13 protein-coding genes are annotated in these 19,944 nt (G+C 70.7%); 5 read left to right on the top strand and 8 right to left on the bottom strand.

All coding sequences use genetic code 11. The features are described 5' to 3' along the window. The first annotated feature begins 72 nt into the window (after window positions 1–72). The gene (locus ABEB03_RS02345) at window positions 73–969 is read left to right on the top strand and encodes a Cof-type HAD-IIB family hydrolase (protein ID WP_345640317.1); all 897 of its coding nucleotides are present in this window, start codon (window positions 73–75) and stop codon (window positions 967–969) included. Here ABEB03_RS02345 and ABEB03_RS02340 read toward each other — a convergent pair. From ABEB03_RS02340 to ABEB03_RS02320, 5 genes are all read right to left on the bottom strand, one after another. Then, window positions 966–2,009, bottom strand: coding sequence for a M23 family metallopeptidase (locus ABEB03_RS02340; protein WP_345640314.1), 1,044 nt, complete (start codon window positions 2,007–2,009; stop codon window positions 966–968). The two genes, ABEB03_RS02345 and ABEB03_RS02340, sit on opposite strands and share 4 nt — an antisense overlap. Before the next feature lie 118 nt (window positions 2,010–2,127). Beyond that, on the bottom strand, window positions 2,128–3,846 hold the full coding sequence (locus tag ABEB03_RS02335) for a sensor histidine kinase (RefSeq protein ID WP_345640311.1): 1,719 nt from the start codon (window positions 3,844–3,846) through the stop codon (window positions 2,128–2,130). Between the two features lie 42 nt (window positions 3,847–3,888). After that, complete coding sequence (gene cydD / locus ABEB03_RS02330; protein WP_345640308.1) at window positions 3,889–7,458, bottom strand: thiol reductant ABC exporter subunit CydD; 3,570 nt, start codon at window positions 7,456–7,458, stop codon at window positions 3,889–3,891. A gap of 61 nt (window positions 7,459–7,519) precedes the next feature. Beyond that, window positions 7,520–8,527, bottom strand: coding sequence for a cytochrome d ubiquinol oxidase subunit II (gene cydB / locus ABEB03_RS02325; RefSeq protein WP_345640305.1), 1,008 nt, complete (start codon window positions 8,525–8,527; stop codon window positions 7,520–7,522). Between the two features lie 20 nt (window positions 8,528–8,547). Continuing rightward, window positions 8,548–10,056: a cytochrome ubiquinol oxidase subunit I gene (locus tag ABEB03_RS02320; protein WP_345640301.1), complete on the bottom strand. Its 1,509-nt coding sequence runs from the start codon at window positions 10,054–10,056 to the stop codon at window positions 8,548–8,550. 223 nt (window positions 10,057–10,279) lie between these two features. On the opposite strand from ABEB03_RS02320, the gene ABEB03_RS02315 reads away from it, so the two are divergent. Then, window positions 10,280–10,672, top strand: coding sequence for a cyclophilin-like fold protein (locus tag ABEB03_RS02315; RefSeq protein WP_345640298.1), 393 nt, complete (start codon window positions 10,280–10,282; stop codon window positions 10,670–10,672). Window positions 10,673–10,976: 304 nt separating this feature from the next. On the opposite strand, the gene hisC is transcribed toward ABEB03_RS02315, so the two are convergent. Next, window positions 10,977–12,056 (bottom strand): histidinol-phosphate transaminase, encoded by a 1,080-nt coding sequence (gene hisC, locus ABEB03_RS02310; protein ID WP_345640295.1) that lies wholly within the window; start codon window positions 12,054–12,056, stop codon window positions 10,977–10,979. Between the two features lie 443 nt (window positions 12,057–12,499). Between hisC and ABEB03_RS02305 the strand changes: the two genes are divergently transcribed. The 3 genes from ABEB03_RS02305 to ABEB03_RS02295 all read left to right on the top strand — a co-directional run bounded on the left by ABEB03_RS02305 (window position 12,500) and on the right by ABEB03_RS02295 (window position 16,127). After that, complete coding sequence (locus tag ABEB03_RS02305) at window positions 12,500–13,612, top strand: LacI family DNA-binding transcriptional regulator (RefSeq protein ID WP_345640292.1); 1,113 nt, start codon at window positions 12,500–12,502, stop codon at window positions 13,610–13,612. Between the two features lie 216 nt (window positions 13,613–13,828). Then, complete coding sequence (locus ABEB03_RS02300) at window positions 13,829–15,082, top strand: metallophosphoesterase (RefSeq protein WP_345640289.1); 1,254 nt, start codon at window positions 13,829–13,831, stop codon at window positions 15,080–15,082. Window positions 15,083–15,263: 181 nt separating this feature from the next. Continuing rightward, a complete protein-coding gene (locus ABEB03_RS02295; protein WP_345640285.1) occupies window positions 15,264–16,127 on the top strand; it encodes a hypothetical protein in 864 nt (287 codons plus the stop codon). Between the two features lie 141 nt (window positions 16,128–16,268). Here ABEB03_RS02295 and ABEB03_RS02290 read toward each other — a convergent pair whose 3' ends face one another. Together ABEB03_RS02290 and thiC are read right to left on the bottom strand one after the other, a co-directional pair. Continuing rightward, complete coding sequence (locus tag ABEB03_RS02290) at window positions 16,269–17,792, bottom strand: VWA domain-containing protein (RefSeq protein WP_345640282.1); 1,524 nt, start codon at window positions 17,790–17,792, stop codon at window positions 16,269–16,271. Window positions 17,793–17,965: 173 nt separating this feature from the next. Next, a complete protein-coding gene (gene thiC, locus ABEB03_RS02285; RefSeq protein ID WP_345640279.1) occupies window positions 17,966–19,786 on the bottom strand; it encodes a phosphomethylpyrimidine synthase ThiC in 1,821 nt (606 codons plus the stop codon). Window positions 19,787–19,944: the final 158 nt, after the last annotated feature.

Below are 19,944 nucleotides of genomic sequence, written 5' to 3'. Positions count from 1 at the left end.
ACGGGGTGTAACGGTGCTGGTGAGGACGGTAACCACTCAACTGTGCGGACCGCCGCACGGCCGTGCGGGCATATGCGGGAGAATGAGCGGGTGACCTCAGCGACTCGACGGCCCGAGACCCCGGCCTCCACCGTTCCGCCCCGGCTGATCGCCACGGATCTCGACGGCACCCTGTTGCGCGACGACAAGTCGGTGTCCGAGCGTACGATCGCCGCCCTCGCCGCCGCCGAACAGGCCGGAATCGAGGTCTTCTTCGTCACAGGCCGCCCGGCCCGCTGGATGGACGTCGTCAGCGACCACGTCCACGGGCACGGCCTCGCGATCTGCGGGAACGGCGCCGCCGTGGTCGACCTGCACGGCGGCCCCGGCGCCCACCGCTTCGTCAAGATCCGCGAACTTGCGCCCGGCATCGCGCTCGACGTCGTCCGCCTGCTGCGCTCCGCGGCGCCCGGCACCGTGTACGCCGTCGAGCGGACGTACGGCCTGCACCTCGAACCGGCCTACCCCTCGCTGCACATGGAACCCCCGGAGATCGTCGCGCCGGCCGAGAAGCTCCTCGCCGCGGACGCCCTGGACGCCGATCAGCCGGTCCTCAAGGTGCTCGCCTACCACCCCGACATGGACCCGGACGCCTTCCTCGCGGTCGCCCGCACGGCCATCGGCGAGCGGGCCAACGTGACCCGGTCGAGCCCCAGCGCCCTCCTGGAGATCAGCGGCCCCGGCGTCTCCAAGGCCAGCACCCTCGCGCTGTGCTGCGCCGAGCGGGGCATCTCCCCCGAGGAGGTCGTCGCCTTCGGTGACATGCCGAACGACGTCGAGATGCTCACCTGGGCGGGCCGTTCGTACGCGATGGGCAACGCCCACCCCGATGTCCTCGCGGCCGCCTCCGGCCGCACGGTGGCCAACAACGACGACGGAGTGGCCGTCGTGATCGAGCGGATCCTCGCCGAGCGGCTCGACACCCCCTAGAGCGGGACCCCGTGCCGGGCCAGCCACGGCACGGGGTCGATCGCCGATCCCAGCTCGTCGCTGACCCGCACCTCGAAGTGCAGATGCGGTCCCGTCGAGTTGCCGCTCGTGCCGGACCGCCCGATCAACTGCCCGGTCGACACCGGGTCCCCCTGGTCGACGGCCACGGCGGCCAGGTGCGCGTACTGGGTGCGGTACCCGCCGGGATGCCGGACCACGATCTCGATTCCGAAGGAACCCCCGCAGGAGACCTTCACCACCCGGCCCGCCCCGACCGACCTCACCGGCGTGCCGATGGGCACCGCGAAGTCCTGCCCGGTATGGCGGTTCGCCCAGCGCTCGCCACCGCTCCCGAAACGCGCGGAGAGACGGTACGAAGGCACCGGCGCGACCCACTTGTGCTCGCTGTGCGTCCGCGCCCCGTCGAGGTGGACGGCACCGCGGCAGGAGCCCGCCGCCACCGAGGCGTCCGCCCGGCTCTGCAGCGTCGACCGCACCTCGTCGAGCTTCGCCTCGATGGTCCGCTTCATCTCGGCCAGTTCGCCATTCCTCTGGTCCAGCGCCTTGCGGGCCGACCGTGCCTTCGCCTCGTCGGCGGCGAGCCGGGCCTCGGCGCGACGGCTCTTGCCGACCGCGTTGCCCAACGCGAGATCCGCGCGCCATGCCGCGCCCTGACCACGCATCAGCTCGTCGTCGCCGGTCGCGAGCAGCATCTGCGCGGAGTACGGGAGCCCGTCCCCCTCCCGGTACTGGGCGCGCGCGATCCGCCCCAGGTCCTCGCGCAGCACCGTGATCTCCTGCCGCTCACGCGCGAGAAGCCGCTCGGCCCGCTCCGCTCTGCCCCGCTGCGCGTCGGCCGCCCTGCGTCCCGCCTCGTACTCGCGCGACGCCGTGGCGGCCTCCTCGTACAGTCGCGCCACCCTGGCACCGGCCTCGGAGCCGTCGTCTTCGCTCTCGGCCGTCGTGGGCCGGGACGCGAGAACCGCGAGTGCGCACAGCAGCACCGGCAGGAGCAGGGGACGGCGGCGGAGAAAGGGCATGACAGCGATCGTGGACCGCCTCGGTGGGCCCGGTCTCGTCCACGTCGTACAGCCGGGGGACCGTACGGCACGAATGGCCGACAGGACTGGGCCGAACAGGGTGTGCGTGAGGGACGGTTCAGTACGGGGCCTGCCATGTCACCGTCGTACCGGCACCGCCCTCGCCGATGCCCGGTCCGTACGAGCTGTCGCCGCCCAGGGACTCGGCCCGCCGCGCGAGGTTCCGCAGCCCGCTGCGCCGACCTCTCTCGGGGATGCCGACGCCGTCGTCGGCGACGGTGAGCCGCACGCCCTGCCGCCCGTCCGGCAGCCGCGCGGTCGCGTCGACCGTGACGTCGATCCGGGAAGCCCCGGAGTGACGGAAGGCGTTGGACAGGGCCTCGCGCAGCGCGGCGATCAGGTTCTTGCAGGTGAGCTCGCCGACCGCGGTGTCGACGGGGCCGACGAAGCGGTGGCCGGGCTTGAAGCCCAGCGGCACGGCGGCCATGTTGATCTCACGCAGGATCCGGGTGCGCAGTCCGGACGGCGGCTCCTCGGAACCCGGCTGGAGTGCGAAGACGGCCGTGCGGATCTCCTGGATGGTGACGTCGAGTTCGTCGACCACCCGTCCGACGCCCTCCCGCACCTCGGGCAGGGCCGACCTCCGCTGTGCGCTCTCCAGCATCATCCCGGTGCTGAACAGCCGCTGGATGACGAGATCGTGCAGATCCCGGGCGATCCGGTCGCGGTCCTCGAACACCGCGAGCCGCTCCCGGTCGCGCCGGGTCTCGGCCACCATCAGCGCGAGCGCGGCCTGCGAGGCGAACTGCGCCGCCAGGACCCGTTCGGTCCCGGTGAAGGGCCGGCCGTCCTCGGCACGGGGCAGGACGAGGGCCCCCAGCAGCCGGCCGTCGCTCTGCAACGGCAGCATCATGATCGGTCCGTAGCCGCGGGCGAGGTCCGTGATCATGCGCGGCTCGGTGGCGGCGTCCTCGACGAACACCGGCTTTCCGTCGAGGAGTTCGGCGACGACCGGGCTCTCCGGCGGGACGACCACGCCGAGCGCCTTCGACGGCTGGGCCGAGGAGACCGCGACGATCTCCAGACCACCCTCCACGGCGGGCAGCATCACGATCCCTGCGGCCGCGCGGGCCAGCCGGCGGGCCTGTTCGGCGACCACCTGGAGCGCGTCCTCGGCGTCGTCGCCCGCCAGGAGCGCCGTGGTGACGGCCACCGAGCCGTCGATCCACCGCTCGCGCTGCTGGGCGGCCTCGTACAGCCTGGCGTTGCCGATGGCGATGCCTGCCTCCGCCGCCAGGACGCGGACCAGGTGGAGGTCGTAGTCGGTGAACGGATCACCGTCCCGTTTCTCGGCCAGATACAGATTGCCGAAGATCGAACCCTGCACCCTGATCGGGACGCCCAGGAAGCTCCGCATCGGCGGATGGTGTTCGGGGAGGCCGCAGGCGCGCGCGTCGTCCGCCAGGTTCGTGAGCCGTACCGGATTCGGGTCGTGGATGAGCGCCCCGAGGAGACCGCTCTGCCCGTCGGGGAGGCGCCCGATCCGCTGGGCGGTGTCCTCGTCCATGCCGTAGTAGACGAAGTCCGCGAGCCCCTCCTCGTCCTCCGCCGCGACTCCCAGACCCACGTAACGAGCGTTCGTCAGCTCGGCCGCCGTCGTGCAGATCCGGTTGAGGGTGGCGTGCAGCTCAAGGCCCGAGCCGACCGATCGCAGGGCCTCCAGCAGTTGCGGCACCCGCGCGGTCAGCTCCGTGGACAGCCCGCGCAGACCGCGGGCCGTCCCGGCCGTCGCGTCCGGGCTGCCGTCGGATGAGCGCGGGGCGGGAGCTGCCGACATGCCTTGAGCCTAATTAGTCCCCTTTATGTGGGAAAGTCGGCTTCACCGGTGCGCGGCGGCGGTCAGGGGCCCGGCTCCGAGCAGCAGATCTCCTGCCGTCTCCCGTTCCACCATGTCCCGCAGCGGTCCTTCGGCGGCGGCCAGCCGAGCGTACGGACCGCGCTGGACCACGCGTCCCTCCACGAGCACGATCACCTCGTCCACCGCGTCGAGGCCGGCCAGCCGGTGCGTGATCAGCAGCGTCGTACGTCCTTCGGTCGCGGCCAGCAGGTCCGCGGTGAGCGCGTCTGCCGTCGGCAGGTCGAGATGCTCCGCCGGCTCGTCGAGGACGAGCACGGGGAAGTCGGCGAGGAGCGCCCTCGCCAGCGCGAGCCGCTGCCGCTGACCGCCGGACAGTCGGGCCCCGTGCTCGCCGATCAGGGTGTCGAGGCCGTCGGGCAGGCCGTCCGCCCACTCCAGGAGCCGGGCCCGGGCGAGCGCGTCACGCAGGCCGGCCTCGTCGGTGTCCTTCCGGGCCAGCAGCAGGTTCTCGCGGACGGTGCTGTCGAAGAGGTGGGCGTCCTGCGCGCAGAGCCCGATCAGACGGCGTACGGCGTCGCCGTCCATCGCGGCGGCGTCCGTGCCGCCGAGCGTGCAGGTTCCCGCGCTCGCGTCCAGGAAGCGCAGCAGTACCTGCGCGAGCGTGGTCTTGCCGGACCCGGAGGGGCCCACGACGGCGATGCGGCGGCCCTGTTCGAGCGTCAGGTCGACGTCGACCAGCGCGTCCCGGTCCTGTCCCTCGTGGCGCGCCCGCAGCCCCCGCACACGCAGCGGGAACGGCGAGGCGGGCGCGGGCCGCGGCCGCTCCGGTTCGCGTACGGGCTCGGGGGCGTCCAGCACCTCGTACACGCGCTCCGCGCTCTTGCGCACCCGCTGCCGGTACTGGACGGCGAGGGGCAGCCCGAGGACGGCCTCGAACGCGGCCAGCGGGGTGAGGACGACGACGGCCATCGCGACACCGCTCAGGCGGCCGGCGGCGACCGCCTGCGCACCCGTGAGGGCCGCGGCCGCGACGGTCAGCCCGCATACGAGCGCCGTCAGCCCGTCGCCGAGCGCGGTCGCGGTGGCACCGCGGGAGGCAAGGCGGGTGAGCACGGCGTCGGCCCTGCGCGCCTCGGCCGTACGGGCCGGAAGCGCGCCCGCGACGGTCAACTCCGCGGTTCCCGTGAGCAGATCGGCCACCTTCGTCGCCAGGACGCCCCGTGCGGGCGCGAGCCGCAGCTCGGCCCTCCGGGCGACGGCTCCGGTCACCAGGGGGACACCGACCCCGGCCGCGAGCAGCCCGAGAGCGAGGGCGGCACCGGCCTCCGGCAGCAGCCATGCCGTGAAGCCGACGGACGCGGCGGAGACGACGAGCGCGGCTCCGGCGGGCAGCAGCCAGCGCAGCCAGTAGTCCTGCAACGCGTCCACATCGGCGACGAGCCGCGACAGCAGATCGCCGCGCCGGGTCGTCCGCAGCCCGGCGGGCGCCAGGCGCTCGAGGCGCCGGTAGACGGCGACCCGTGTGTCGGCCAGCATCCGCAGCACCGCGTCGTGGGACACGAGCCGCTCCGCGTAACGGAAGACGGCCCGTCCGATGCCGAACGCGCGCGTCGCCGTCACGGCCACCATCAGATACAGCACGGGGGGCTGCTGCGACGCCCGCGAGATGAGCCAGCCGGACGTCGCCATCAGGCCGACGGCGCTTCCGAGCGCGAGGCTGCCGAGGAGCAGGGCCAGCGCGAGCGGCCCGCGCCGGGGAGCGGCCATCGCGCGCACCCGCGCGAGCACACCGTCCCGCTTCGACGGGAACGTTCCGGAGGCGGCCCCCTCGGCCGCCGGTTCCACCTCGTGAAGCGGACGCCCACGGCCCGGCTCCTCGGAGCCGGGCACCTCGACGAGCGCTCCGGCCTCCGTCGAGCGGGACGCCGGGACGCGCGGTCCGCCGTCCGTGGAAGCGGCCGTCCCGGGCTCCAGACGCACCACCCGGTCGGCCACCCCGAGCAGCGCGGGCCGGTGCACCACGAGCAGCACCGTGCGCCCCACGGCGAGCCGCCGTACGGCCTCCACGACCTCTGCCTCCGTCGCCCCGTCCAGCGCGGCCGTCGGTTCGTCGAGGAGCAGCACGGGCCGGTCGGCGAGGAACGCGCGTGCGAGGGCGAGGCGTTGGCGTTGACCGGCCGACAACCCGGCACCGTCCTCGCCCAGGAGGGTGCCGGCGCCGTCGGGCAGGGCATCGACGAAGGCCGCCGCGCCCGCGTCGGCGAGCGCCTGCCGCAGCGCCGCGTCGTCCGCGTCGGGCCGGGCCAGCCGTACGTTCTCGGCGATGGAACCGGCGTACAGGTGGGGACGCTGCGGCACCCAGGCGACCTGTGAGCGCCACTCGGCCAGGTCGACCTCGGCGAGGTCGGTTCCGCCGATCCGCACGCGTCCCTCGTCGGGCTCCACGAACCCGAGCAGGACGTTCAGCAGCGTCGACTTGCCCACGCCGCTCGGTCCGACGAGAGCCACCGTCTCTCCGGGTTCGACCGTGAAGGAGGCGTCCGAGACCGCATCCGCCGAGCGCCCGGGGTACCGCACGGTCACGCCCTCGAAGTTGATCTCCCCCGTCGGAACACGCAGCGCCCCGGAGGCCGGTGCCGGAGTCTCCAGGACGGAGAAGATCTCCTCCGCCGCCGCGAGTCCCTCGGCGGCGGCGTGGTACTGCGCGCCCACTTGCCGCAGCGGCAGATACGCCTCGGGCGCCAGCACCAGGATGACCAGCCCCACGTACAGGTCCATCTCGCCGTGGACGAGTCGCATGCCGATGGTCACGGCGACCAGAGCGACCGAGATGGTGGCGAGCAGTTCCAGGGCGAACGACGACAGGAAGGCGATCCGCAGCGTCCGCATGGTCGCCTGGCGGTACTCGCCGGTGATCTTCCTGATCGACTCGGCCTGCGCCTTGGCGCGGCCGAACACCTTGAGCGTGGGCAGTCCCGCGACGACGTCCAGGAAGTGCCCGGACAGACGGGACAGCATCGTCCACTGCCGGTCCATCTGGGTGCGCGTGGCCCAGCCGATCAGCACCATGAAGAGGGGGATCAGCGGCAACGTGCCGACGATGATCGCCGCCGAGACCCAGTCCTCCGTGACGATGCGCGCCAGCACGGCCACCGGAACCACCACCGCGAGTCCCAGCTGCGGAAGATAGCGGGAGAAGTAGTCGTCGAGGGCGTCGACCCCTCGGGTGGCGAGGGCGATCAGCGACCCCGTCCGTTGGCCGCTCAGCCACCCCGGACCGAGCTCCGCGGCCCGGTCCAGCAGCCGGCCCCGCAACTCCGACTTGACCGCCGCGCTCGCCCGGTGGGCGGCGAGCTCGGTGAGCCACGCCACCGCCGCACGGCCGGCCGCGACCGCCACCAGCAGCACCAGGGGCGTGCACAGTTCGGCGACCGACAGGCCGTGCTGGAAGGCTCCGACCACGACCTCGGCGATGAGCATCGCTTGGGCGATGACCAGCGCCGCTCCGACGGCACCCAGCCCCACGACCGCCATGAGAAAGAGGCGGGTGGCCCGGGCGTACCGGAGCAGACGCGGATCGATTGGTTTCACGTGAAACACACCCTTGGGCTCATCAGGCACGTTTCACGTGAAACATGCCCTGAGGTCGGATTCAGTGCGCGGCATCAGGGGCGATGTGATGCGTACCGATCCGCTTGCGGAACACCCAGTAGGTCCACGACTGGTACAGCAGGACGATCGGTGTGGCGATTCCCGCGCACCACGTCATGATCTTCAGGGTGTAGGGGCTCGACGAGGCATTGGTGACCGTCAAGCTCCAGTCGGGATTGAGCGAGGACGGCATGACGTTCGGGAAGAGCGCCAGGAAGAGCATCGCGACGGCCGCCACGATGGTGAGACCCGACAGGATGAACGCCCAACCCTCACGGCCCGCGTTGACCATCACCAGCGCGACGAGGAGTGCCGCCACGGCCACGATCAGCGCCGCCAGCGACGCGGTGTCACCGCTGTCGGCCTGGGTCCAGAGCAGGAAGCCCAGCGCCAGCAGGGCGGTCACCACTCCCAGCTTCAGCGCCAGCTTCCTCGCCCGCTCCCGGATGTCTCCGACGGTCTTGAGTCCCACGAACACCGTGCCGTGGAAGGTGAACAGCGTCAGGGTGACCAGACCTCCGAGCAGTGCGTACGGGTTCAGCAGATCCCCGACGTTGCCCACGTACTCGAAGTGTTGGTCGATCTTCACTCCGCGCACGATGTTGCCGAAGGCCACGCCCCACAGGAACGCCGGGATCAGCGAGGTCCAGAAGATCGCCGTCTCCCAGTTGCGCTGCCACTGCTCCTCGGGCCGCTTCGCCCGGTACTCGAAGGCGACCCCGCGCACGATGAGGCAGACAAGAATGATCAGCAACGGCAGATAGAAGCCGGAGAAGAGCGTGGCGTACCACTCGGGGAAGGCGGCGAAGGTCGCTCCGCCCGCCGTGAGCAGCCACACCTCGTTGCCGTCCCAGACGGGGCCGATCGTGTTGATCAGCACCCGCTTCTCGGGGCGGTCCCGGGCCAGCAGCTTGGTCAGGATGCCGACTCCGAAGTCGAAGCCCTCCAGGAAGAAGTAGCCGGTCCACAGGACCGCGATGAGTACGAACCAGACGTCGTGAAGTTCCATGACTCAGCAGCTCCCTGGGCCTAGTAGGAGAAGGCCATCGGCTTGTCGGCGTCCTGGGAGTCGCCGCCGATCCTGGTGGGCGGGTTGAGGTCGGCCTCGGTGAGTTCCGGCGGTCCGGCCTTGACGTACTTCAGGAGCAGCTTGACCTCGACGACGGCGAGGATCGCGTAGAGCGCCGTGAAGACGATCATCGAGGTGAGGACCTCGCCCTGCGAGACGCCGGGGGAGACCGCGTGCCGGGTCTGCAGCACGCCGTAGACGACCCACGGCTGGCGGCCCATCTCGGTGAAGATCCAGCCCCAGGAGTTGGCGATCAGCGGGAAGCCCAGCGTCAGGATCGCGATGCGCCAGTACCACTTGGTGAGGTTCGGGCCGAGCGCCTTGTTCTTGAACAGCACCAGATGCGGCACCTCGTCGTCACCCACCCTCAGGTGCTGAGGCAGCATGAACTTCTTGCGCGTGAGCCAGAGTCCGACCAGGCCGATCGCGAAGGACGCCATGCCGAAGCCGATCATCCAGCGGAACGCCCAGAAGGTGACCGGGATGATGGGGCGGTAGTCACCCGGACCGTACTTCTCCTGCTCGGCCTTGTTGGTGTCGTTGATGCCGGGAACGTACGAGGTGAAGTCGTCGTCGGCGAGGAACGACAGTATCCCCGGGACGGACAGCTCGACGGTGTTGTGGCCCTTGCTGACATCGCCGTAGGCGAAGATCGAGAACGGCGCGGCGTCCTGACCGTCCCACAGCGCCTCCGCGGCGGCCATCTTCATCGGCTGCTGCTTGAACATGACCTTGCCAAGGGTGTCACCACTGATCGCGGTGAGCAGTCCGGCGATGACGACGGTGACCAGCCCCAGCCGCAGCGAGGTCTTCATCACGGGGATGTGCTTCTTGCGGAGCAGATGGAAGGCGGCGATGCCGACCATGAAGGCGCCACCGGTCAGGAAGGACGCGGTGAGCGTGTGGAACGCCTGGGTCAGCGCCGTGTTCTGGGTCAGCACCAGCCAGAAGTCGGTGAGCTCGGCACGGCCCCTCGCCCCGTTGATCTTGTAGCCGACGGGGTGCTGCATCCACGAGTTGGCCGCGAGGATGAAGTACGCGGACAGGATCGTTCCGATGGAGACCATCCAGATGCAGGCCAGGTGGAGCTTCTTCGGAAGCTTGTCCCAGCCGAAGATCCACAGCCCGATGAACGTGGACTCGAAGAAGAAGGCGATCAGAGCCTCGAAAGCGAGCGGGGCCCCGAAGATGTCACCGACGAAGCGCGAGTAGTCGGACCAGTTCATGCCGAACTGGAACTCCTGCACGATGCCGGTGACGACACCCATCGCGATGTTGATCAGGAAAAGCTTCCCCCAGAACTTGGTGGCCCTGAGGTACTTCTCCTTCTCCGTGCGTACCCAGGCCGTCTGCAGGCCGGCCGTGAGGGCAGCGAGCGAGATGGTCAGAGGGACGAACAGGAAGTGGTAGACGGTGGTGATGCCGAACTGCCAGCGCGCCAGAGTCTCCGGCGCCAGAGCCAATTCCACGTCGTCAGTCTCCTTACGTCGCCGTGATACAGCGGCAGTTTGCCCGCTTTGTCACGTACATCACGGGAGCAACCGGGACACGTTTGTGAACGCGTTCACATTCACAAGCAATTATGACGCATGGCCGTTCGAAGGGTGGGGGTGGGGGGTCCCTAGTCGGCTCGAGGACCCTCGGGGACCGCGGGGCTTCCGCTGAACTTCAACATAATGTTGAATCCGCGGCATGCAGATACGGATCTCCTGGCCCGCGGGAAACCTCACCGCGACCCTCGACGACACCCCGACCACCCGGGCGCTCGCCCAGGCGCTGCCGCTCTCCTCCACCGCCCGCACCTGGGGCGAGGAGGTCTACTTCGACACCGGGGTCGCGGTCGCCCGCGAGGCCGGCGCCCGTGAGGTGGTCCCGCCGGGCACGGTGGCCTTCTGGACCGACGGCGACGCTCTCGCCCTCCCCTACGGACCCACGCCGATCTCGCGAGACGACGAGTGCCGCCTCGCGAGCCCGTGCAACGTCCTCGGCCGCCTCGACGGCGACCCTCACGCACTGGCCACGGTGCGCGACGGCGATCCCGTCCGAGTGGAACCCGTCGACGCAGGTGATTCCGCGAACCGGTAGCCCCGCGGCGGAGCAGGGGGGAAACCGACAGTCCGGGCCCCGGCCGTCCACCGGTGCCCTCGTCGGCCGACAGCCCGCGGCGAACCGGCGGCGACCGCGCCAGGCAACGGCCCCGAGCGAACCGGCAGCGATCGCGCCAGGCAACGGCCCCGAGCGAACCGGCAGCGATCGCGCCAGGCAACGGCCCCGAGCGAACTGACAGCGACCGCACCGGGCAACGGTCCCGGGCGGACCGCGCCACGCTCTGCCGACCTGCGCCCCGGCGGGCCCGTGACGGCTCCGCCGGCGCGCGGCTCCCGGCGGACTAGAGCGAGGCGCGGAAGCCTTCCGTCGCCTTCAGGAAGATGTCGTTCGCCTCGGTCTCGCCGATCGTGACGCGCACGCCCTCGCCGGCGAAGGGACGCACCACGACCCCGGCGCGCTCGCAATGCGCGGCGAAGTCGAGCGTGCGCTCCCCCAGTCGCAGCCACACGAAGTTGGCCTGGGTCTCGGGTACCGTCCAGCCCTGTCCACGCAGCGTCTCGACGACCCGGTTGCGCTCGCAGACCAGGGAGCCGACCCGGCCGAGCAGCTCGTCCTCGGCACGCAGACTCGCCACCGCGGCGTCCTGGGCCAGCTGACTCACGCCGAACGGCACCGCGGTCTTGCGCAGGGCCGCCGCCACCGGCTCGTGGGCGATCGCGAAGCCGACGCGGAGCCCGGCCAGGCCGTACGCCTTGGAGAAGGTGCGCAACACGCAGACGTTGGGCCGGTCCCGGTAGACGGCCACGCCGTCCGGCACCTCGACGTCGCGGACGAACTCGCGGTACGCCTCGTCCAGGACGACCAGCACGTCGCTGGGCACCCGGTCGAGGAAGCGCTCCAGCTCGGCCCGGCGCACCGAGGTGCCGGTGGGGTTGTTCGGGTTGCAGACGAAGATGAGCCGGGTGCGGTCGGTGATCGCGTCGGCCATCGCGTCCAGGTCGTGCACCTCGCCCGGCGTGAGCGGCACCTTCACCGAGGTCGCCCCGCTGATCTGCGTGATGATCGGGTACGCCTCGAAGGACCGCCAGGCGTAGATGACCTCGTCGCCGGGGCCGCTGGTGGCCTGGAGCAGCTGCTGCGCGACCCCGACCGAACCGGTGCCGGTCGCAAGATGCGAGACGGGGACCCCGAAGCGGTCCGCCAGCTCGTTCATCAGGCCGGTGCACGCCATGTCCGGGTAGCGGTTGAACGACCCGGAGGCGGCCAGGAGGCTCTCCATCACCCCGGGCAGCGGCGGATACGGGTTCTCGTTGGAGGACAGCTTGTATGCCACCGGACCGTCGGCCGCGGCGGGCTTGCCGGGCTTGTAGGTGGGGATACCCTCCAGCTCGGCACGCAGCTTGGGGCTCGTCTCGCTCACCGCAGTCCTCCTCGCGACCACCGGCGGCTCATGACCACCGCCGGCTACCAATGCTTCTCACCTTATGAGGATTCGGCGCCGCTGCGAATGGGCTGTGGACAACCGGGCGGCAACCCGCACCGGACCGCCCGTCGCCTCCGGGCGACCTGACGGTCATCCTTGTACGAAGGTGCACGAAAAGGGGGGCGCGCCACTCGGGCTCGCACGCGCCGGTGGCTCACGCCGTGGCGCGCATCCCTCGTGAAGGTGAGTTGAGACCTCTTCGAAACATGGCCCACTTGGCAGGCCCATGCGTGTCGACAAGACACGTACTGCCATTGGATCGTTCAACTACCTTTGTTTCTAAGGTTGTTGATCCTTTTCGACCATGCAGAAACGTGCCTGTCAACGCGTGCATATGCGTCCGCACTACCCCACCGCATGAGCCCTACTATCGGCTCGCCATGACAGCAGCAGGGAAGCACCAGGTGAGCCGGGCGGAGACCTCCCGCCGAGGCGGTCGACCGGGCCGGGCGGGCATCAGAGACGTGGCTGCGGCCGCAGGGGTCTCCATCACGACTGTGTCCGACGCCCTCAACGGCAAGGGCCGGCTCCCGGACGCCACCCGACGCCATGTCCGCGAGGTCGCCGACCGGCTGGGCTATCGCCCGTCGGCCGCGGCCCGAACCCTCCGTACCGGCAAGTCGGGGCTGATCGGCCTGACCGTGACGACGTACGGGGATGAACCTTTCACCTTCACCGAGTTCGCGTATTTCGCGGAGATGGCCAGGGCCGCGACGTCGGCCGCGCTGGCCCGGGGCTACGCCCTCGTGATCCTCCCCGCGACCTCGCGCCACGACGTGTGGTCGAACGTCGCCCTGGACGGGACCGTGGTCATCGACCCGTCCGACCAGGACCCGGTCGTCAGCGAACTGGTCCGCCAGGGCTTACCCGTCGTCTCCGACGGCCGCCCGGCGGGCTCGCTCCCGGTCACCGCCTGGGTGGACAACGACCACGAGGCCGCGGTCCTGGGCATCCTCGACCACCTGGCCGACGCCGGCGCCCGCCGGATCGGCCTCCTCACCGGCACCACCACGGACACGTACACCCATCTCTCCACCACCGCATACCTGCACTGGTGCGAGCGGGTGGGCCAGGATCCGGTGTACGAGGCCTACCCCGCGCACGATCCCTGCGCCGGAGCCGTCGCCGCCGACCGGCTGCTCGCCCGGCCCGACCGCCCCGACGCCGTCTACGGGCTCTTCGACCCGAACGGCACGGACCTGCTGGCCGCGGCCCGCCGGTACGGCCTGCGCGTCCCGGACGACCTGCTGCTCGTCTGCTGCAGCGAGTCCACCGTCTACGCCAACACCGAGCCGCCCATCACCACGCTCTCGCTCAAGCCGCGGCGCATCGGCACGGCCGTGGTCCAGCTCCTCATCGACGCCATCGAAGGGATCGAATCGGACCATCCGGTCGAGCAGGTGATACCCACGGAACTGATCGTCCGGACGTCCTCGGAGCGCCGCTCGCCGCGCACGACGGTCAGTCCGCCACGATCACCCGAGAAGGGTTGACGTCCCGTAAACAAGGGGCGCCACCGAAAGGGCTGGGAAAGCACCGCCCAATTCGGGCGAAAACCGCGGTGAACAGGGCTCCTGCTCCGATTCACCACCCCTGGGTCATCACATGGCGCGATCCGCATTCCTATGATGGGCGGACGACACCGCGGGCCGCTGCGACCAGGCAGTCCGATCCGGTGCAGATGCGGCGCGATGGTGGTGGAGGGGTCGATGACTCAGGGGGCCGGTCAGGGACCCGAGGTGGTGCGGACGGCGACGTTGCGCGACTTCCGGGTACCCGCGTACGTCCACGAGACCGGTCCGTACACGCCCAGCACTCCCCCCGGCGAGGCCACCGGCCCCGCCGCGGAGCCGGGCGAGTACCGGAATCCGGCCCCGGCCGAGTACCGGAACCAGCAGCAGGCCGAGCGCCGGGCCCCGGACACGGCGGAGCACCGGACCGCGAACGCGGCGGAGCACCGGGCCCCGGAGCCGGCCGAGCAGCGGGCCCCGGAGTCGGCGGAGTACCCGTCCACGGACTACCGGACGGACTACACGGAGGAGTACACGCCCACGCAGCGGGACCTCCCCGTGATCAACCGGGGCGACACCGTCCAGGTCACCGTCGACCCGGCCGCCGTGCCCGCTCCCGCCCCCGCCGACGGACCGGGCCCGCTGTACGTGGTCGGCGACGTGCACGGCTTCCTGGACCAGCTGGTCGCGGCGCTCCAGGAGCGGGGCCTCGTCGACGCCTCGGGCAACTGGTCCGCGGGCAACGCCCGCCTGTGGTTCCTCGGCGACTTCACCGACCGCGGACCCGACGGCATCGGCGTGATCGACCTCGTGATGCGGCTGTCCGCCGAGGCCGCCGCGGCCGGCGGATACTGCAAGGCCCTCATGGGCAACCACGAGCTGCTGCTCCTCGGCGCCAAGCGGTTCGCCGACACCCCGGTCAACTCCGGCGCGGGCACCGCCACCTTCCAGGCCGCCTGGCTGCTCAACGGCGGGCAGAAGACCGACATGGACCGCCTCCAGGACCACCACCTCCAGTGGATGGCCCGACTCGACGCCATGGAACTGGTCGACGGGCACCTCCTGGTCCACTCGGACACGACCGCCTACCTCGACTACGGCGACTCCATCGAAGCGGTCAACGACACCGTCCGCGAAACCCTCACCCGCAACGACGCCGACGAGTGCTGGGACCTGTTCCGCAAGTTCACCAAGCGCTTCGCCTTCCGCGACGACGGCGGTTCCGAGGCCGTCCGCGAACTGCTGAACGCCTACGGCGGCAAGCGCATCGTCCACGGTCACAGCCCCATCCCGTACCTCCTGGGCGAGGTCGGCTCCGAGGACGGCGAGGACGGCGCGGGCCCCGTGGTCGAAGGACCCCACCTGTACGCCGACGGGCTGGCCATCGCGATGGACGGCGGAGTGACCATGGCCGGAAAGCTGCTGGTCCAGCAACTTCCCCTGGATACCTGAGCGTTCGCCGGGCAGGCGTCCCCCCGGAGGACTGCGCCGAGCCAGGGGCCTATTTCTGGAAACCCCCTGTCACGGCGTGCCGTCACCGCTCTACCATCGGCTTATCCGTAGCAGGCTCCCCTCCGTTTCTGCCCGACGGCTCGTCAGCGTGCGAGCCACCAGCCCTACGGAGCATCGGGGGATGCACATGAACAGCGTTCCGCAGCACCTGCTGAGCGAGGACCGCCAGGAATACGAGCGGATCCTCGATGAGGCGCTGCGCTCCGCACCACACCGCCCGGAACTCGCCGCTGTCGGCCAGCGGCTCAACCCCGAACAACTGCGCACCATGGCACTCAACGCCACCGCGCTCATCACGGCGGCCGCGGCGACCGAGTACCAGAACTATGTGAAGGCCCGTCAGGAACTCCGCAACCCGGTGTCGTCCCAACCGGTCGTGAGCGAGGAAGTCGGCTCCCCGGAGCCCGGCGCGACCGCGATGGGGCTCGCCGCCACCGTGGGGGAGGTCACCGAGACCGCCGGAGCCGGCGCCATCGCCGTCGTCGCGGTGCTCGCGCCCGTGCTCGCGGGCACGGCAGCGGCGATCTTCCTGCTCGTCGGGTACATCCTGAAGATGCTCGACCCCGAGCCGGCGTTCGCCAAGACCCTCCTGACCACGGGGTGGGTCTTCGGCGCGGTCACGGCGGCCGCGATCCTGGTCGCCGCGGTCGGGCTGCTGCTGACGGCACTGCGCAACAGCTCGTCCTCCCTTCCGGACGAGGCCCGCGGCGAACTGCGCGAACAAGTGGTCCGGGCCAGGGAAGCCTGGCGCGAGGCCCTGCTGGAGCGCGGCATCCTGCCGTTCCTCCGGGAGGCCCTCGCCGATCCCGGCTCCGCCGCGCTGGGCCGCCAAACCCCGACACCGAGCCGCATCCCGCACCTCGGGTACAACCGGCCGGGGTTCAGCAGCCCCGAAGGCGGACCGTCGGCAGGACCGCGCCCGAGCTTCTCCAGTCCGGACTTCACCAGCCCGGACTTCGGCGGACCGGAGCACCAGCCCGAGTAGGACCCCGGTCGGCCGGCGGCCGGGGGAATCCGGGCCCGCGCTCCAGCGGCGCGGGCCCGCACGGGGCCTTTCCCTGTGCCCTCGCGCCCCCGTGCGACAGCCTCGGTCTCATTGGCCTCATGGCCTCATGGCCTCATGGCCTCAGCTGCGGACGATGCCCAGACGCCGTGCCGCGCTCGTCCAGGCCGGGAACTGGGACAGCAAGCGGTCGTACAGCTCCGGGTCCGGCACGGTGCTGATGTCGTCGACGGCGAAGAAGCCGACATTGTCGACGCGTCGGTCGGGGAGTGCGTCGAACCGTTCCAGCACGCCGTAGTTCGACCGGCCCAGGCCCACGAACTGCCAGAAGATCGGCTCCTCCACCGCCGCACGCAGCTCGTTCTCGATCTCCTTGTTGCGGTAGATGCCGCCGTCGGAGAAGAACAGCACCAGCGTGGGATCGGCGGCCGGGTTCTCACGGACGAACGACCGCACCTCGGCGATGACCTTCTGCTCCTCGTTCTGGATGCCGACCGCGCGCATGTCCACCTGCCCCGGCCGCAGACCCTTGCGCGGCTTCTTGCGCCGGAACAGGGTCAGCTCACCGACCCGGACGTGAAGCTCCAGCCATTCGGGCAGTTCCCCCAGCACCATGTCCGGCAGCCGGGCCGGGTTGGAGGCGAAGGTCCACGCCTGCATCTCCCCGTCGTCGTCCAGCTGCGCGGCCACCGCGGCCATCCGCTCCACCACATCGGCCACGACGCCGCGTGAATACAGGAAGGACATCGAGCCCGAGGCGTCGAGGACCAGCACGACGCGGGCCCTGACACCCTCCGCGCCGTGCTTGCGCAGGCTGACCGCCACCTGCTCCTTGCGCAGGGACAGCCGCTTGCGCATGTCCACGGGCAGGTTCTCCTCACCCTTGACCAGGCGAGGAGGGGTGCCCTGCGGCGCCGTGGGAACCGGCGGTCCGACGACCGGCGGAGCGGGCGCGGGCGCCATGGCGGGGACGGGTGGACGAGGTGCCGGGGGTGTGGGCGGAACGGCGGGCACCGGAGCCGGGGGTGCCGCAGGCGCCGGCGGAGCGGCGGGCATCGGCGCCTGGTGGGCCGTCGCCGCGGCACCGGGGACGGGCGGCTCCGGGGCGGCGGGTTCCTCGTCCACACTGATCCCGAAGTCGGTGGCGAGGCCCGCCAGCCCGGAGGCGTAGCCCTGTCCGACCGCGCGGAACTTCCACTGGCCGCCCCTCAGATAGAGCTCGCCGCCGATGAACGCCGTCTCCGTCGTCGCCTCCATCTCGAAACGCGCGAGCTCCTGGCCCGTCCCGGCGTCCAGCAGCCTGAGCATCAGCCCCGACAGCTGACCGAAGGTGCCGCCGTCGGCCGAGGCACCCAGCACGACTCGCTCGACGGCGGGCTCCAGGGCACGCAGGTCCACCCCGACGGTGTCCGTCGTGCCGCCGGCGTCCTGCCGCTTCCCGAGGTGGCGCACGGCGCCGGAGGCGTGCTGCGGCTGGTTGTAGAAGACGAAGTCCCCGTCGTCCCTCACCCGTCCGTCCGCCCCGAGCAGGAGCGCCGAGGCGTCGGCGTCCGGCGCACCAGGCCCGGCGGTCCAGCCGAGCACGACCTGCACGGCCTCGGCGGCCACGGGAAGATTGGCGCCTTTGCTCATGGATGTGGCTGTCATGGGCCCAGTCTGCCAACCGAACCCGTCCCCGGGACCGCTCCATACGCACACCGGTGCCCGTCGGACAGCCCAGGACCTTCGGCCGGCTGAGGACGCGTCAGCCCACGAGCGGGAGACGGCCCCTCCCTCCTTGGGGAGGGAAGGGCCGGCCACTCGGCGGGAACCGTGTCGGATCAGTCCGCGATCGGCAGGTAGACCCGGTTGCCGCTGGACGCGAACTCCTTCGACTTCTGGAGCATCCCCTCGGCGATCTTCTCCTGGGAAGCCCCCTCGGCCGCCGCGCCACCGAATCGCTCGGTGATGCTCTGGCTGATCTTCATCGAGCAGAACTTCGGCCCGCACATGGAGCAGAAGTGGGCTGTCTTGGCGGGCTCGGCCGGCAGGGTCTCGTCGTGGAACTCCCGTGCCGTGTCCGGGTCGAGCGCCAGGTTGAACTGGTCCTCCCACCGGAACTCGAAGCGGGCGTCGGACAGCGCGTCGTCCCACTCCTGTGCACCCGGGTGCCCCTTGGCGAGGTCGGCGGCGTGCGCGGCGATCTTGTAGGTGATGACGCCGGTCTTGACGTCGTCACGGTTGGGCAGGCCCAGGTGCTCCTTGGGTGTGACGTAGCAGAGCATGGCCGTGCCCCACCAGGCGATCATCGCGGCCCCGATACCGGAGGTGATGTGGTCGTACGCCGGCGCGACGTCCGTGGTCAGCGGGCCGAGCGTATAGAACGGAGCCTCATCGCAGATCTCCTGCTGAAGGTCGATGTTCTCCTTGATCTTGTGCATCGGGACATGTCCCGGGCCCTCGATCATGGTCTGAACATTGAAACGCTTGGCGATCGTGTTGAGTTCCCCGAGCGTGCGCAACTCCGCGAACTGCGCCTCGTCGTTGGCGTCCGAGATCGAGCCCGGACGAAGGCCGTCGCCGAGCGAGTACGTGACGTCGTACGCGGCGAGGATCTCGCAGAGCTCCTCGAAGTTCTCGTACAGGAACGACTCCTTGTGGTGCGCGAGGCACCAGGCGGCCATGATGGAGCCGCCGCGCGAGACGATGCCGGTCTTGCGGTTCGCGGTGAGCGGCACATACGGCAGCCGCACACCCGCGTGGACGGTCATGTAGTCCACGCCCTGTTCGGCCTGCTCGATGACCGTGTCCTTGTAGATCTCCCAGGTCAGTTCCTCGGCTCGGCCGTCGACCTTCTCCAGTGCCTGGTAGAGCGGCACGGTGCCGATGGGCACGGGGGAGTTGCGCAGCACCCATTCGCGGGTGGTGTGGATGTTGCGGCCGGTGGACAGGTCCATGACCGTGTCCGCGCCCCAGCGGGTCGCCCAGGTCATCTTCTCGACCTCCTCCTCGATGGAGGAAGTGACCGCCGAATTGCCGATGTTGGCGTTGACCTTCACCAGGAACCGCTTACCGATGATCATCGGCTCGATCTCCGGGTGGTTGACGTTCGCGGGGAGCACCGCGCGCCCCGCGGCGATCTCCTCGCGTACGACCTCGGGCTCGACGTTCTCGCGGACCGCCACGAATTCCATCTCGGGCGTGATCTCGCCGCGGCGGGCGTACGCGAGCTGCGTGACCGCCTGCCCGTCCCGGCCCCGGCGCGGCTGCCGCGGCCTGCCGGGGAAGACGGCATCGAGGTTGCGCAGTCCCCCGCGCGGCGAGGTGTGCTTGATCCCGTCGTCCTCGGGACGGACGGGACGGCCCGCGTATTCCTCGGTGTCGCCGCGGGCGATGATCCAGTTCTCCCGCAGGGGCGCCAGGCCCCTGCGCACATCGGTGTCGACGGATGGATCGGTGTACGGGCCGGAGGTGTCGTACAGCGTGACGGACTGCCCGTTGGTGAGGTGCACCTGACGGACCGGCACCCGTACGTCGGGGCGCGGACCCCCGACGTACCCCTTGTGCCAGCCGATGGACTTCCCGGCCTCGCCGTTCGAGGACGGGGAAGAAGCCCCGTCCGTCTGGCTGGAGGCAGGCGTGCGTACGTCCTTGTCGGTCATGAGACCTACTCCCTACGCCGGCATTACCCGGTAACAGGTTCGGCGGTCGACGCAGCGGCTTCCGTCTGTCGATGTTTCATGTGAAACATCGCTGAGGCGGAGGTCAGCGCCCTCTCAGCCCGGTGCTCCGAGCTCCCGCGTGTGCAAAGGTGCCTCCA

Origin of the sequence: Streptomyces siamensis, from assembly GCF_039543605.1 — a bacterium.
GTDB classification, from domain to species: domain Bacteria; phylum Actinomycetota; class Actinomycetes; order Streptomycetales; family Streptomycetaceae; genus Streptomyces; species Streptomyces siamensis.
This window is presented reverse-complemented; position numbering and strand designations above follow the sequence as displayed.

What these genes read in the sequence shown, in the direction of transcription:
- ABEB03_RS02345 (WP_345640317.1), top strand. Translation starts at nt 73, where the DNA reads ATGCGGGAGAATGAGCGGGTGACCTCAGCGACTCGACGGCCCGAGACC.
- ABEB03_RS02340 (WP_345640314.1), bottom strand. Translation starts at nt 2,009, where the DNA reads ATGCCCTTTCTCCGCCGCCGTCCCCTGCTCCTGCCGGTGCTGCTGTGC.
- ABEB03_RS02335 (WP_345640311.1), bottom strand. Translation starts at nt 3,846, where the DNA reads ATGTCGGCAGCTCCCGCCCCGCGCTCATCCGACGGCAGCCCGGACGCG.
- cydB (WP_345640305.1), bottom strand. Translation starts at nt 8,527, where the DNA reads ATGGAACTTCACGACGTCTGGTTCGTACTCATCGCGGTCCTGTGGACC.
- ABEB03_RS02315 (WP_345640298.1), top strand. Translation starts at nt 10,280, where the DNA reads ATGCAGATACGGATCTCCTGGCCCGCGGGAAACCTCACCGCGACCCTC.
- ABEB03_RS02305 (WP_345640292.1), top strand. Translation starts at nt 12,500, where the DNA reads ATGACAGCAGCAGGGAAGCACCAGGTGAGCCGGGCGGAGACCTCCCGC.
- ABEB03_RS02300 (WP_345640289.1), top strand. Translation starts at nt 13,829, where the DNA reads ATGACTCAGGGGGCCGGTCAGGGACCCGAGGTGGTGCGGACGGCGACG.
- ABEB03_RS02295 (WP_345640285.1), top strand. Translation starts at nt 15,264, where the DNA reads ATGCACATGAACAGCGTTCCGCAGCACCTGCTGAGCGAGGACCGCCAG.
- ABEB03_RS02290 (WP_345640282.1), bottom strand. Translation starts at nt 17,792, where the DNA reads ATGACAGCCACATCCATGAGCAAAGGCGCCAATCTTCCCGTGGCCGCC.
- thiC (WP_345640279.1), bottom strand. Translation starts at nt 19,786, where the DNA reads ATGACCGACAAGGACGTACGCACGCCTGCCTCCAGCCAGACGGACGGG.